The sequence below is a fragment of the Rhizobium etli CFN 42 genome (genome assembly GCF_000092045.1).
Lineage (GTDB): Bacteria > Pseudomonadota > Alphaproteobacteria > Rhizobiales > Rhizobiaceae > Rhizobium > Rhizobium etli.
On the sequence record NC_007761.1, the window covers coordinates 2,383,997 to 2,398,264 of the forward strand.

16 protein-coding genes are annotated in these 14,268 nt (G+C 60.1%); 6 read left to right on the forward strand and 10 right to left on the reverse strand.

The window, feature by feature from the left end:
- Positions 1 to 31 precede the first annotated feature (31 nt).
- The 4 genes from RHE_RS11675 (at position 32) to RHE_RS11690 (ending at position 4,807) form a co-directional block, all read left to right on the forward strand.
- Positions 32 to 1,450, forward strand: coding sequence for an aminotransferase-like domain-containing protein (locus tag RHE_RS11675; RefSeq protein ID WP_011425544.1), 1,419 nt, complete (start codon positions 32 to 34; stop codon positions 1,448 to 1,450).
- Positions 1,451 to 1,572: 122 nt separating this feature from the next.
- Entirely contained in the window at positions 1,573 to 2,151 is a 579-nt protein-coding gene (locus tag RHE_RS11680; RefSeq protein ID WP_011425545.1) for an acyloxyacyl hydrolase, read from the forward strand.
- Between the two features lie 171 nt (positions 2,152 to 2,322).
- Positions 2,323 to 4,554: a phosphoribosylformylglycinamidine synthase subunit PurL gene (gene purL / locus RHE_RS11685; protein WP_011425546.1), complete on the forward strand. Its 2,232-nt coding sequence runs from the start codon at positions 2,323 to 2,325 to the stop codon at positions 4,552 to 4,554.
- 19 nt (positions 4,555 to 4,573) lie between these two features.
- Positions 4,574 to 4,807 carry a BolA/IbaG family iron-sulfur metabolism protein gene (locus RHE_RS11690; protein ID WP_011425547.1) on the forward strand — a complete coding sequence of 78 codons (234 nt, stop codon included), beginning with the start codon at positions 4,574 to 4,576 and terminating at the stop codon, positions 4,805 to 4,807.
- A gap of 135 nt (positions 4,808 to 4,942) precedes the next feature.
- On the opposite strand, the gene RHE_RS11695 is transcribed toward RHE_RS11690, so the two are convergent.
- The 10 genes from RHE_RS11695 to RHE_RS11740 are packed head-to-tail and all read right to left on the reverse strand — an operon-like array spanning position 4,943 to position 12,310.
- Positions 4,943 to 5,980, reverse strand: coding sequence for a Gfo/Idh/MocA family protein (locus RHE_RS11695; RefSeq protein ID WP_011425548.1), 1,038 nt, complete (start codon positions 5,978 to 5,980; stop codon positions 4,943 to 4,945).
- Between the two features lie 3 nt (positions 5,981 to 5,983).
- Positions 5,984 to 6,433: a type II 3-dehydroquinate dehydratase gene (gene aroQ, locus RHE_RS11700; protein WP_011425549.1), complete on the reverse strand. Its 450-nt coding sequence runs from the start codon at positions 6,431 to 6,433 to the stop codon at positions 5,984 to 5,986.
- 31 nt (positions 6,434 to 6,464) lie between these two features.
- The gene (locus tag RHE_RS11705; RefSeq protein WP_011425550.1) at positions 6,465 to 6,833 is read right to left on the reverse strand and encodes a 5-carboxymethyl-2-hydroxymuconate Delta-isomerase; all 369 of its coding nucleotides are present in this window, start codon (positions 6,831 to 6,833) and stop codon (positions 6,465 to 6,467) included.
- A gap of 15 nt (positions 6,834 to 6,848) precedes the next feature.
- The gene (locus RHE_RS11710) at positions 6,849 to 7,709 is read right to left on the reverse strand and encodes a shikimate dehydrogenase (protein WP_011425551.1); all 861 of its coding nucleotides are present in this window, start codon (positions 7,707 to 7,709) and stop codon (positions 6,849 to 6,851) included.
- Positions 7,710 to 7,727: 18 nt separating this feature from the next.
- Entirely contained in the window at positions 7,728 to 8,501 is a 774-nt protein-coding gene (locus RHE_RS11715; protein WP_011425552.1) for an amino acid ABC transporter ATP-binding protein, read from the reverse strand.
- Between the two features lie 7 nt (positions 8,502 to 8,508).
- Positions 8,509 to 9,333 (reverse strand): transporter substrate-binding domain-containing protein, encoded by an 825-nt coding sequence (locus RHE_RS11720; protein WP_011425553.1) that lies wholly within the window; start codon positions 9,331 to 9,333, stop codon positions 8,509 to 8,511.
- A 44-nt stretch (positions 9,334 to 9,377) separates the two neighbouring features.
- A complete protein-coding gene (locus tag RHE_RS11725; protein WP_011425554.1) occupies positions 9,378 to 10,028 on the reverse strand; it encodes an amino acid ABC transporter permease in 651 nt (216 codons plus the stop codon).
- A gap of 9 nt (positions 10,029 to 10,037) precedes the next feature.
- On the reverse strand, positions 10,038 to 10,706 hold the full coding sequence (locus RHE_RS11730) for an amino acid ABC transporter permease (RefSeq protein ID WP_011425555.1): 669 nt from the start codon (positions 10,704 to 10,706) through the stop codon (positions 10,038 to 10,040).
- 48 nt (positions 10,707 to 10,754) lie between these two features.
- The gene (locus RHE_RS11735; protein ID WP_011425556.1) at positions 10,755 to 11,576 is read right to left on the reverse strand and encodes a sugar phosphate isomerase/epimerase family protein; all 822 of its coding nucleotides are present in this window, start codon (positions 11,574 to 11,576) and stop codon (positions 10,755 to 10,757) included.
- Complete coding sequence (locus RHE_RS11740; protein WP_011425557.1) at positions 11,576 to 12,310, reverse strand: GntR family transcriptional regulator; 735 nt, start codon at positions 12,308 to 12,310, stop codon at positions 11,576 to 11,578. Before RHE_RS11740 ends, RHE_RS11735 begins: the two co-directional genes overlap by 1 nt.
- 253 nt (positions 12,311 to 12,563) lie before the next feature.
- Between RHE_RS11740 and RHE_RS11745 the strand changes: the two genes are divergently transcribed.
- Positions 12,564 to 13,457 (forward strand): intradiol ring-cleavage dioxygenase, encoded by an 894-nt coding sequence (locus tag RHE_RS11745; RefSeq protein WP_011425558.1) that lies wholly within the window; start codon positions 12,564 to 12,566, stop codon positions 13,455 to 13,457.
- Between the two features lie 21 nt (positions 13,458 to 13,478).
- Positions 13,479 to 14,261: a 2-oxo-hept-4-ene-1,7-dioate hydratase gene (hpaH, locus tag RHE_RS11750; RefSeq protein ID WP_011425559.1), complete on the forward strand. Its 783-nt coding sequence runs from the start codon at positions 13,479 to 13,481 to the stop codon at positions 14,259 to 14,261.
- Positions 14,262 to 14,268: the final 7 nt, after the last annotated feature.

The following is a 14,268-nucleotide window of genomic DNA, read 5'->3' on the forward strand; positions in this document are numbered from 1 at the left end:
AGTCATGGTGACAATATAAGCAATTGTCACCATGACAAATTGGCTTCCAGATCTTTCCCGCGGCTCCGGGCCGGTCTATCTCCGGCTTGCCGACAGCATCGAATCCGCCATTGCGAGCGGCGCTCTGCCCGCCGGCAGCAAATTGCCGCCGCAGCGCAATCTTGCCTATGATATCGGCGTGACGATCGGCACGATCGGCCGCGCCTACGCGCTGGTGCACGAGCGCGGCCTGGTTGCCGGCGAGGTTGGCCGCGGCACCTATGTGCTGAACCGAGCAGAGACGCCGCCCGGCGAACAAACCGATCCACTGGCCGTCTCACTCGGCGGCACTCGCTTTCAGGACGCACCCGCCGACAAGATCCGTTTCGATACGACAGCCGCCCCCGACCTCGGCCAGGGCAAAATCATAGCAGCCATCCTCGCCGAGATCGGTGAACAGCATCTCACCGAGATTTCCTCCTATTCCCGTAGTTTTCCGCGGAACTGGTTCGACGCCGGCCGCCGCTGGCTTGCCCGCAGCGGCTGGACACCGGAGGTCGAAAACATCGTGCCGACGCTCGGCGCCCATGCCGCGGCGGTCGCCGTTATTGCCGCTGTCTCGGCGCCGGGCGACAAGATCGTCTTCGAAAATCTGACCTACACCCAGGTCAGCCGCAGCGCCCGTCTTCTCGGCCGCCGCACGGTGACGGTCGATTCGGACGAATTCGGCGTCCTTCCCGACGATTTCGAACGGCTCTGCCAGCAGCAGCATCCGAAGATCGCCTTCCTGATGCCGACCGTCCATAATCCGACAGTGACGGTCATGCCCTATGAGCGGCGCGCAACAATTGCCGCAATTGCCAGAAAGCACAGCGTCTGGCTGATCGAGGACGACCTCTACGGCGGCATGGCCGACGATGAAACGCCGCTCATCGCCGCGCTTGCGCCTGACCGCACTTTCCTGGTCAACGGCCTGTCGAAATCGGTCGCCGCCGGCGTGCGCGGCGGCTGGGTCGCCTGCCCGCCGCATTTTGCCCAGCGCATCAAGGTAACGCACAGGATGGTCACCGGCGGCCTGCCTTTCATCCTGGCAGAGACCTGTGCCCGCCTGGTCGAAAGCGGCCGGGCGCACGAGATCCGCAGGGAAGTTATCGGGGAACTCTCCCGGCGTGCCCACCTCGCCCGCGAGCATCTGCAGGGTTTCGACTTCGCGTCGCACCCGCATGCTCCCTTCCTCTGGCTGAAACTGCCGGAGCCCTGGATGTCCGGCACCTTCAAGAATGCCGCCTTTCGCGACGGCGTGCTGGTCGATGACGAAGACGAATTCAAGGCGGCTCGCAGCGAGAAAACCTACTACCGCATTCGCATTGGCTTCTCCTCACCCAAAACGGGCCAGGAATTGACCGCAGGCCTGATGATCCTGCGCCGGCTGCTGGAAAATGGCGGTTCCGCCTATGACGGCGAAATATGACCTGTTGCAAATACACGCCATAATTCCGAAAAAACGCACACGCCTGACGAGAGCGCTTTACCGCTCCGACCCCCGTGCTACCTCTTTGTCATTCCCGCTTGGTGCGAATCAAAGGACGGCAGATGAGGGTCGAGTTCGGAAAGATCGTGTTACGCTTCTTGGGGCTGGCATCAGTGGCGGCCGTAGCCGCCACCTCGATGGCGGGTTCGGCCAATGCGGGCGAGCGGATATTCGATGAATTGCGTTTCGGGGCCTCTGCCTCGGTGCAATCGGGCCGTGCCGGCGAAGATGGCGTCTTTCCGGAGATTACCGCGCTCTTCGATCCTTTCGGATATGAAGAGGCTGTCGGCTGGCAGCAACAGCTGTTGCATCCCCGCGTCCATCTCGGCACTTCGATCGGCACCTCGGGTGAAGCAACGCAATTCTTCACGGGCTTCACCTGGACGGTCGATCTCAGCGAGAAGATCTTTGCCGAAGCCGGCTTTGGCGGCGTCATCCATACCGGCGACCTGGACGACAATGATGACGGCCCGGAACTCGGCTGCCGCGTCCTGTTCCACGAATATGTCGGCGCCGGCTACCGTTTCACCCGCAATTGGAACGTGATGGCCCAGATCGCCCACTCCTCTCATGCCGATCTCTGCGACGGCCCGAACGACGGCATGACGCGCGCCGGCATCCAGATCGGCTACAAGTTCTGAGCGATTGCCGCCTTTACGAGAAAAGCCTGCCCGCCCCTGTGAACTGACCCCCGAAGTTGGGTGTCCAACTTCGGAGGTCGGTTCAGTGTGTTGACGGTGGGCTTTTTTCTGTCGCGCGCCGCCGCTACATAAGCTAAAGACAGCGCAAAACGCGCCAGGGACTTTCCGCTCATGACCATTTCAAACACCATCCCGATCACGCCGGAACTCATTGCAGGCCACGGTCTGAAACCGGACGAGTACCAGCGCATTCTGGATTTGATCGGCCGCGAGCCGACCTTCACCGAGCTCGGCATCTTCTCGGCCATGTGGAATGAGCACTGCTCTTACAAATCCTCGAAGAAATGGCTGCGCACGCTGCCGACAAAGGGGCCGCGCGTCATCCAGGGGCCTGGCGAGAATGCCGGCGTGGTCGATATCGATGACGGCGATTGCGTCGTCTTCAAGATGGAGAGCCACAACCACCCCTCCTATATCGAGCCTTACCAGGGTGCCGCGACCGGTGTCGGCGGCATCCTTCGCGACGTCTTCACCATGGGCGCGCGGCCGATCGCCGCGATGAACGCGCTGCGCTTCGGTGAGCCGGATCACCCGAAGACCCGCCATCTCGTCTCCGGCGTCGTCTCCGGCGTCGGCGGCTACGGCAATTCCTTCGGCGTGCCGACGGTCGGGGGCGAAGTCGAGTTCGATGCCCGCTACAACGGCAATATCCTGGTCAACGCCTTTGCCGCCGGCATCGCGAAATCGAACGCCATCTTCCTCTCCGAGGCCAAGGGCGTCGGCCTTCCGGTCGTCTATCTCGGCGCCAAGACCGGCCGCGACGGCGTCGGCGGCGCGACGATGGCCTCGGCCGAATTCGACGAATCGATCGAAGAAAAGCGCCCGACCGTTCAGGTCGGCGATCCCTTCACCGAAAAATGCCTGCTCGAAGCCTGCCTCGAGCTGATGCAGACCGGCGCCGTCATCGCCATCCAGGACATGGGGGCTGCCGGCCTCACCTGCTCGGCCGTCGAAATGGGCGCCAAGGGCGATCTCGGCATTCTCCTGGAACTCGACAAGGTGCCGGTGCGCGAAGAGCGGATGACCGCCTATGAGATGATGCTGTCGGAAAGTCAGGAGCGCATGCTCATGGTGCTGCAGCCGGAGAAGGAAGAGCAGGCCAAGGCGATCTTCGTCAAATGGGGCCTCGATTTCGCCATCGTCGGCAAGACGACCGACGACCTGCGCTTTCGCGTCGTCCATCAGGGCGAAGAAGTCGCCAATCTGCCGATCAAGGATCTCGGCGACCAGGCGCCGGAATATGATCGCCCATGGCGCGAATGCGGTAAGCCCGCGCCCCTGCCCGCCAATCTCGTCGCCGCACCCAAGAATTACGGCCAGGCGCTGCTGCAACTCGTCGGCTCGGCCAACCAGTCGAGCCGGCGCTGGGTCTATGAGCAATATGACACGCTGATCCAGGGCAATTCGCTGCAGCTTCCGGGCGGCGACGCCGGCGTCGTGCGCGTCGATGGCCACAAGAGCAAGGCGCTTGCCTTCTCCTCCGACGTCACACCGCGTTATGTCGAGGCCGATCCCTTCGAAGGCGGCAAGCAGGCGGTCGCCGAGTGCTGGCGCAACATCACTGCGACCGGTGCAGAGCCGCTCGCCGCCACCGACAATCTCAACTTCGGCAATCCCGAAAAGCCGGAGATCATGGGCCAGTTCGTTCAGGCGGTGAAGGGCATCGGCGAGGCCTGCCGCGCACTCGACTTCCCGATCGTGTCAGGCAACGTCTCGCTCTACAATGAGACCAACGGCGTCGCCATCCTGCCGACGCCGACGATTGCAGGCGTCGGCCTGCTGCCGGACTGGCGCAAAATGGCCCGCATCGGCAGTGCCAATGACGGCGACAAGGTGATCATGATCGGCCTCGACGGCAGTCATCTCGGCCAGTCCGTCTATCTCAGGGATGTGCTCGACAGCCGCGAAGGTCCCGCCCCCGAAGTGGATCTCTTCGCCGAGCGTCGCAACGGCGATTTCGTCCGCTCCGTCATCCGCAACGGTCAGGCGACCGCCTGCCACGACATTTCATCGGGCGGCCTTGCCGTCGCGCTGGCCGAAATGGCCATGGCATCCGGCAAGGGGCTGACGATCGATCTCGACGAATGCAAGGGTGCGCCGCATGCGCTGCTCTTCGGCGAGGATCAGGCGCGTTATGTGCTGACGGTGCCGGCCGATGTGGCGGATTTCGTCTGCGCCAATGCGGAAGGCGCGGGCGTCCCCTTCCGCCGCCTCGGCACGGTCGGTGGAGATGCACTCGTCGTCGGCGATCTCATTGCGCTGCCGATTCAGCAATTGCGCGATACCCATGAATCGTGGTTCCCTGATTTCATGGAAGGCCGCGGCGAACTCGCCGCGGAATAATGCGCAAGGAGTAACGATCATGGCCATGAAACCCGGCGATATCGAAGACATGATCAAGGCTGGGATTCCCGGTGCCAAGGTGACGATCCGCGATCTGGCGGGCGACGGCGACCACTACGCCGCCGAAGTCGTCGCCGAAGCTTTCCGCGGCAAGAGCCGCGTACAGCAGCACCAGATGGTCTACGAGGCGCTGAAGGGCAACATGGGCGGCCTATTGCACGCTCTCGCTCTGCAGACCTCCGCCCCGGATTGACATGCCGGTTTCGGCCGGTTGAAGCTTTGAAATAAAGAGGCCCGGGCGGTAGGATTCCTTCCTGCCGGGCAGTTTCATTCAAAGCGGTTCCCTATGACAATGTCGGACTCGTTGGACGAGCTGGCGCGCAACCATTTAGATCAGGCTGATACGCTGGCCCGCTGCGGCGGATCGCTTCACTGCGTCGATAACCTTTAAGGTTTCTAGTCCCTCACGTCCGCTGACCAACGGTGCTTCCTCGCCTCTGATGACCCTGCAAAACTGGCGTATCTGCAGGATTAGTGGATCCTCGTTCTCGACTTCGGCGCTATAACATTCGAACGGTTCCATCCAGCTCCTTTTGCCCGGATTGCTCCACATGTTGAGTGACGGCACTGACAGCGACCCGTGGGTGCCGCCGATCATGTAGCAAGCCTCCTCAGTTTTAGGGTAAGCGGGGTTTTCGCCAGTCGTCATCTCCCAACTCCATGGCGCGACGACGGAATCCGAAACGGAAGCAGTGCCGAGAATTCCGTTCTTGAACTCGATGAGGATCACCGCGGTCTCCTCAACGGCGTTTCCGCGAACTGCGTTGGATTCGATCGCCTGGACCGCCGTGATATCCCCGAATAAGTAGCGAAGGTTGTCGATGTCGTGGATCAGATTGAGAAAGACTGGTCCCGCGCCGCGTTCGCGGCGCCAGGGAGTGTCGAAGTATTCCTCCGGCTTGAACAGCCAGAACATTGCATTCACGATCAATATTCGCCCGAGCTTTCCGCTTTCGATGATCTGTTTAGCTTTTTGCATCATCGGATTATGTCGGCGATGATGTCCGGTCAGCAGCGGAACGCCTTTGGCCTCGGCCATCCCAACGAGCCTCTCGCCAGCGGCAATATCGTCGACGATTGGCTTCTCGATCAATGCCGGGATGCCAGCCTCTACGGCCTCAAACCCATTTCTGACGTGGATCTGGTTAGGCGTCGCGATGATGACGCCGTCAGGGCGCGCTGCGGCGACCATCTCAGCGAAGTTCGAAAACCATTTGACGCCAACCTCGCTGGCGATCGCCTGTCCAACCGGGCTCGGGTCGACGACAGCGACAAGCTCCGCCGTCGTTTCGTCCAGCACGTGTTTGATGTGGCGCTTCCCGATAAGTCCCGCGCCGAGGACCGCCAGTTTGACCGGAGGAGCCATTTGTCAGTCCTTCTTCGGCGCCGTGAGCATCGTCGCGACGCGGCGGATTCCGAGCCGATAGCCCTCCGTACCAAGACCGGTGATGATGCCGTCGGCGCGGTGGGAAACGAAGGAATGATGACGGAAGCTTTCGCGCTTATACATGTTGGAGATATGGATCTCGATCACGGGACCTTCGAACGTGTTCAAGGCGTCGAGGATCGCAAGCGATGTGTGCGTGAATGCGGCCGGATTGATGACGATACCGGATCCGTCTTCGCGCGCTTCGTGGATCCAGTCAATGATTTCATATTCACGGTTGCTCTGGTGGAAACGGATCTCGTGGCCGAGTTCCGAGGCCAGTTTCCGGCAGTCTGCCTCGACATCGGCCAGCGTCTCGTGACCATAGATGTGAGGCTGACGCTTGCCGAGCAAATTGAGGTTTGGGCCATTAAGAACGTAGATCAGGCTCATTGCGATTCTCCTTGTGAGGGCGTTGCCAAGCTTAGGCGAACGCTATTTCCTGGAATGCGAAACTCGGATCGGACTCGTAAAGATCGGCCCGCAGCCCCAGCCGGCCTGCTTGCAGCGCGGTGGCTGCGACAGCGCGCGCAGCTTCGAGGACCCCCTTCAACAACTCCCGCTTCGTTTCTGCCGGCCGGCCAGGCGCCATGCGCACGATTATCTGGATGAAGTGATTTTCCGGATGCTCGTCGCCGACGCAGGAGAAGGTCGCCTCCCTGGCGAAGGTCCGCACGGCAGTGGGCTTCACCACGCCTCCGTCGCGCACCCGGCAGTGGACCGCTCTGGTCAATTCGTCGATCGCCACCCGTTCGGCAGCACCTCGGCTGTAGTCGATGATGATGTGCGGCAAGGCATGTCCTCCTGGTCAGGCTGGAGCTCGGCACAATTCTTCGAAGTGACGCGACATACGATCCGCATCCGGCTTTACACCCGTGAACAGCTCAAAGGCCGCCGCAGCCTGGAACACGGTCATGCCGCCGCCCGGCAAGGTCCTGCACCCCTTCTTCTCTGCCAGGGCCAGAAGTTCCGTCACCAGCGGCATGTAGACGATATCGGCGACCCAGTGACGTGGATGAAGCCATTCCGGTTCGATCGGAAGACCCGGATGACTTCGCATGCCCGTCGGCGTAGCGTGAATCAACCCGTCGGCCGAAGCGAGCGCCGCACCGACTTCCCTGACCGGTTGCGCGCAGGTTCTTGAAAAGCGTCGGTTGAGCTGATCGGCAAGCGCGGCGGCGCGATTTGTGTCCTGGTCGAAGATCGAGAGCATCCTGATACCGAGCTTGATGGCCGCATGCGCGACGGCGACCCCTGCGCCGCCTGCGCCGAGCAGGACGGCATGAGTTTTAGCGACACCGGGCATACCGCGCTCGAAGTTCTTGTAGAAGCCATACCAGTCCGTATTGTGCCCGATCCGCTTCCCGTCCCGAAGCACGACGGTGTTGACTGCTCCGAGCATCTCGGCGTCCTCGGACAGGCTGCTAAGATGAGCGATCACAGCCTGCTTGCACGGGTGCGTAATGTTGCTTCCTGCGAAGCCGCGGTCTTCGAGTTCTACGAGCAATTCAGGCAGGGCAGAAGCGGGCAAACCGCGCTCGGCGAAATCGACGAGTTCGTAATGGTAATCCAGCTCCAAGTGCCACGCCTCGGTTTCGTGCAGGGCGGGCGACTTCGACATCTGGATGTCGGCCCCGATGAGACCGACGAGGAATTTGTTGTTATCCATTTCGATAACCCAATCAGCTCAATGATGTGCGAGGATCTCGCCAAGGAAAGCCTTGGTGCGCTCATGCTTCGGAGACTTGAAAAAGACCCCGGGCTCGGCCTCTTCGATGATCTCGCCGGAAGCCATGAAGATGACCCTGTCTGCAACCTGACGGGCGAAGCCCATTTCATGCGTGACGCAGATCATGGTCATGCCGTCGCGTGCGAGACCGATCATCGTATCCAGCACTTCCTTGACCATTTCCGGATCGAGCGCCGATGTCGGTTCGTCGAACAGCATCGCCTTGGGCTCCATGCAAAGGGCTCTGGCAATGGCGACACGCTGCTGCTGCCCACCGCTGAGTTGCGCGGGATACTTCTCCGCCTGATCAAGGATTCGAACCCGTTCGAGGTATTTTCTCGCCAGCCTCTCGGCGTCGGCCCGGCTGGTTCCGCGGACCCTCATGGGCGCAAGCGCGCAGTTCTGCAGCACGGTCATGTGCGGGAACAAATTGAAGTTCTGGAACACCATCCCGACTTCGCGCCGAATGGCGTCAACCGCCTTGCTCGTGCCGTCGAGCGACTGCCCGTCGACGACGATCCTGCCTTCCTCGATCAACTCGAGAGCGTTGATGCAGCGGATCAACGTCGACTTGCCGGAACCCGATGGCCCGCAAAGGACGATCTTTTCACCTTTGCGAACCGACAGGCTGATGTTTTTCAACGCATGGAAGGAGCCGTACCATTTCCCAACCTTTTCGAGGGATATCAATGTCGACTGATCTTTAGCGGAACTGAGCACGGCGCCCTCCATGGATGCTTTACTTGACGGTGAACGGGATGTTGGCGATGGTTTCCGGGAACGTCGGCAGATCGATCTTCATCCACTTCTTGGTGATGGCTGCAAGTTCGCCGTTAGCCTTGATCTTGTCGAGGAAGGCATTGACGGCCTCGTTCCAGTCCTTCTCGCCCAGTCGCGTCCCGACGCCATTGTAAGTCGTAAGGAAGTCGATCTTGCGCTCGTAGGTGCCTGGGCTGGCGGCATCCAGCCGCTGTCCGTAGAACATGTTGCCTCCAACGGCCTTGACCTGTCCGGAGACCAGCGCCTGAATGGTAGAGGCGTCGTCGTCGAAGCGGCGGACGGTGGCCGTCGATCCCACAGCATCGGTAATGGCCTTGTCCTGCGAGCTGGACTTCGGCACGCCGATTTCCCACCCGGCAACATCGGCAGGCGTTTTCGCGGTATCGGCCTTTGCCGCATAAAGCGAGATCGTGTTTGCCGCGTATGGCTTGCTGTACTGGATCGATTTGGCGCGCTCTTCCGTCATTGCCATCGTGGCGAACAAGATATCGACCTTGCCGGTGGTCAGGGCCGGAATGCGATTGGCGACGGCGAGCGGCTGGAACTGGACCTTAACTCCGAGTTCCTTGGCGAAGAGTGTCGCGACATCGGCGTCGAACCCGTCCTGCTTGCCGCTCGAGTCGACGAAGCCCCATGGCGCGTTGTCGCCCTGAATGCCGACGACGATCGTGCCCTTGGCCTTGATCTCCTCGACGGTCGCCGCGGAAGCCACTGCGGCGCCTACTGTGGCGAAGGCGGCCGTAGCCAGGGCCATTCCAAGAAATTGTCTGCGATTGTTATGCATTTCCATTCTCCTCCTCTGTGGTCTTTGCTTCGGGCGAAGCAAGGTTAGCGGACGGCTCTCGCCATCCGTTTTTCGAGGCCGCTCCCGATGTGGGAGAGAGGCCAACAAATGATGAAGTAGACCATTCCGACGATCCCGAAGACGAGCAGTGGGCGGTAGGTCTGGTTCGAAATGATCTGTCCGGCACGGGTCAGCTCGATAAAGCCGACAATTGCTGCAAGCGATGTGCCCTTGATGAGCTGAACGAGAAATCCGATGGTTGCGGGCATCGAAATCTTCAGCGCCTGTGGCAGGACAACGTCCTTCATTCGGGAGATGTAATGCAGCCCGAGTGCGTTCGCGGCTTCGGTCTGGCCCTTCGGAACGGCTTCGATCGAACCGCGCCAGATCTCGCCCAGGAAGGCGCTTGCATGCAGGGTGAACGCGATTGCCACAGCGATCCATGCATTGACGTCGACGCCCAATAGCGCGACGCCGTAGTAGACGACGAAGAGCTGCATCAGGAGCGGCGTGCCCTGGAAGAGCGCGATGTAACCCGACGATACGAAACGTGCGAAGCGGTTCTTCGACGTGCGCACCAGAGCGATCAGGATTCCGAATACACCTCCTCCGACGAAGCCGATGAAGGCCAGCAGCACGGTCCACTTCAAACCCTGCAAGAGGAAGAACAGCTCGTTTTCGCCGATGGGACCCATGAACGCCTCCTATCGGGTCGGGTAGTTGAAGTAGGAACGGGAGATAAGGGCGAAGATGCCCATCATCAGGCTCGAGATTACGAGGTAGATTGCGGTCACGCTGAAATAGACCTCGAAGCTTCGGAAAGTGTCGGATTCGATTCGTTGGGCCGCAGAGGTCAACTCGTAGGCGGCGATCGAAGTGCAGACCGAAGTCGTCAAGGTCAGCATCACGAACTGGCTGGTCAGGGACGGATAAATCGCCCGCAGAGCCGGCTTCAGAACGATCAGCCGGAACACATCGGCCTTGTGCAAGCCCAACGCGAAACCTGCCTCAACCTGTCCCTTGTTCACGCTTTCCACGCCGCCTCGAATAATCTCGATCGCATAAGCGCCGCCATTGATCCCCAGCGCGATAATAGCGGTAGCGGTGGGGTTCAATCGGATGCCCATGAGCGGAAGTGCGAAGTAGATGAAGAATATCTGCACCAGGAACGGTGTGTTTCGGACAATCTCGACGAAGGCAATTACCGGAGATTGAACGAGTTTGTTCTTGGATGTTCTTGCAGCAACGCCGAGAATACCGATGGCGAGCGCAAGGATCATTCCGGCAACCGCGAGACCGAGCGTCCCAAGCGAACCCCAAAACAATTCCGGGGCGCGGTCGAAGACCGCACCAAAATCGAACGTATAACCCATATGTTGACTTCCTCCCTCCGGCGCGACTCACGCCTCGCCGGCGCCGGATCAGCAATCCGGCCCGAATAATCCTTCGGCCTTGTCGTACAGATTCTTCAAATGCGCCTCAGGCGGGGCGGACCCCGTGAGCGGCACCTCAACCGAGATCGCAGCGCAGCCATCGAACGCTGCGATGAGTTCCTTTAACGGCAGTTCGCCCTCTCCCGGCGCGAACCGCCCGCCTCTAGCTTCAGCGATCATTTCCTCTGTCGTCACCGGCGCCGGTCCAGCGACATCGCACAACTGAACGTGCTTTACCCAGCGGATCTCGGTCGCCAGCGTGGCGAGCGTGCCGCCATTCCTGAAGAAATGTACTCCGTCCACGAGGGCGCCGGCATTGCGGGCGCCACTCGACTTCACAATACTGACGCTGTCTTGGAAGGTTCTCGTCACCCGCCAACCCATGTTCTCGACATCGACAGCCAAGCCGTAGCGGTCCGCAAGGCCGCAGAGATCCGAAAAGTTCGATACCAATCTGGATTGATCCGGATCATCTCCGCAGACACTGAGCCGGCGTGCTCCAATATTCGCAGCCGCGGCGACTATGGCCTCCATCGACGACGCGTCGAACGAGGGGTCGATTACGAAAAACTCGATATCGAAAACCTCGACGCCCTCACCGGCAAGCACGAATTTCAGCTCGCCTGCAGCCGGACCACCGACAGGCAACTCGTAGTAGGGCGCACCAGGGAACGCCGGATGCAGCCTGAGCCCGATCCTGGAGAACCCCGCGCGCGCTGCGGCCTTCGCAAACTCCACGGGAGGCAGCAATATCGATGAAAAGTGCGCGACACCAATCGGGGGCGCCGATTTCGATGTTGCGGCGGCCATCACACGATTCCCTTCGTCGCGAGATGGTTGCGCAGATTGGTGCCGGTGCGATGAATGTGCTGGCGGAGCTTGTCGCAGGCATAGTCGGCATCACGCGCGACTGCGCCCTGGGCAATCTCGCTATGCTCCTGCCCGACGTTGCGATCGCCCGACGTACGGATCAGGAAGACGCGGCGATATCGGTCGTTGAGATTGAGCAGAAGACTGCAAAAATGAAGTAGCAGAGGTTTCCCGCAGCCCGAGATCAGCGTCAGGTGGAACTCGCGGTGAAGCGCCTCCCAGTGCTCCAGCGTTTCAGGATGCGCGGCGTCGCGCTCCGTACGGTTTAGACGATGAAGCGCACGCATGACGTTGCCCTCCCAATCGACGTCTCCGAGACGCATGGATTCACGCAGCGCGAACACTTCGAGTTCTTCGCGTAGGCTGGTGACCTCTTCGAGATTAGCCAGGGAGATCGGCGCGACGCGATAGCCTCTATTGTCCTGAAACTCGACCAGACCGTCTGAAATGAGCCGGGCCAGACCCTCCCGCAACGGGCTCAGGCTGACATTGAAAATCTTCCGCGCCTTGTCGAGATTGATCTTGCTGCCCGCTTCCAGTTCACCGGAGATGATCGCCTCCCGAAGGCGCCATGCGAGCTGACTGCCGATGGTGTTCTTGCCATCGTCGAGGAAGCCGGCTGACGGTGCGTCTTCTGTCAACGGCCCAAGTGAGCTGTCGTCGGCCGAGTCCATCTTTCCTCCAAAAGCGATCGCAAAGTTTCGATAATCGATATGATAAACGATTATTGTTGTCAACTTGAATACGTGAGAAGTCGCTAGATATCTATGTCTGCGTCCTGACAAAAACTATTTTATGATGTAATTACAATACGTTAAATCAAAATCAATCACGCTTCCTCCTCTGCCAAGAGCATTGAGCGCTCGGTCTCCGCTTGACAGATAATCGATTATTATTATAGTCGAACCCCGTCAGGGAGGTAGCCTTATGGTAATTAGAACCGAGAGCGAGTTGACACCCGCCGTTCTCGCCGCGATGAACCGCACTGCGGATCCACGGCTGCGGAATATCCTCGTTGCAATGGTGAAGCACCTCCACGCATTCGTGCGGGAGGTCAGGCTGTCGGAAGTCGAGTTTCGCGAAGCGACCGCCATCCTCAACGAAATTGGGCAATTGCAGACGGACAGCCACAATGAATTCGTGCTCATGGCCGGATCCCTTGGCGTCTCGTCGCTTGTGTGCCTGCTCAACAACGGCGACAACGGGCAGACCGAGACATCACAGTCGCTGCTCGGGCCCTTCTGGCGGCTCAATTCTCCGCGGGTCGAGAACGGCGGAACCATCGTCAGGTCGGAAACGCCGGGAACACCCTTGTTCGTCCACGCGAAGGTGGTTGATCGGGCAGGTAAGCCCATCCAGGGCGCCGAGATCGACGTATGGCACGCCTCTCCTGTCGGCCTTTACGAGAACCAGGATCCTGATCAGGCGGAAATGAACCTGCGTGGCAAGTTCACCACCGATGACGAGGGTCGGTTCTGGTTTAGAACGGTCAAGATGGTGGGCTATCCCATCCCTGTCGACGGAGTCGTAGGTCGGCTTCTCCGAGCCCAAGGCCGCCACCCTTACCGACCTGCGCATCTGCACGCCCTGATCTTCAAAGAGGGATACAAAACCCTCATCTCCCAGGTCTTCGACCCGAGCGATCCGAACATTGATTCCGATGTGCAGTTCGGCGTCACCGCGGCTTTGACAGGCGACTTTGTCCGTCATGACGAGCCGCACCCGTCCAACACGGACGTCACTGGCCCGTGGTTTTCACTCGACTACACCTACGTCATGGAGCCGGGCGAGGCCACCCTGCCGCGTCCCCCGATCAAGTAACGAAATCAGCAGAGCTAAATTATGATTACCGAAAAGGAACGCCAGGCGGCAGCCGACGCGCTGCTGAAGGCAGAAACCGAACGCAGGCCCATCGTCCAGCCAAGCAAGACATATCCGCATTTGGAACTTGAAGACGCATATAAGATACAAGCGCTCTGGGCGCAGGCACGGATTGCAAACGGCGCACGGATCGCGGGTCATAAAATTGGACTGACATCGCGAGCGATGCAGATGGCCTCGAAAATGACGGAGCCCGATTACGGCGTGATCCTCGACGACGCTCTCTATAACGACGGAGCGCAGATCAGGGCGGAGCTCTTCATCAAGCCTCGTCTGGAAGTCGAGCTCGCCTTCGTAATGGGCGAAGATCTCGAGGGGCCAAGCGCTCGGATCTATGATGTCATGCGCGCGACTGAATTTGTCGTTCCTGCGCTTGAGATCATCGACTACCGAACCGAGGTGCCCAGAGCGATCACCGATACTATCGCCGACAACGCCGCCTTTGGAGCGATCGTCGTGGGCGGCCGCATTATCCGGCCCATGGATATTGACATCCGCTGGGTCGGCGCGACGCTTTCGAAAAACGGCATCATCGAGGAATCGGGTGTTTCCGCAGCTATAATGGGGCATCCGGCCGCGGGTATCGCCTGGCTCGTGAACAAGCTCCATGCCGTCGGAGGCGGCTTGAAGAAGGGCCAGATCGTGCTTGCCGGCTCGTTCACCCGCCCCGTGGACATCGTCAAGGGCGATGTCATCCAAGCCGACTATGGTCCGGTCGGCTCCATCGGCGTCTCGTTCGTGTGAGGCGCCG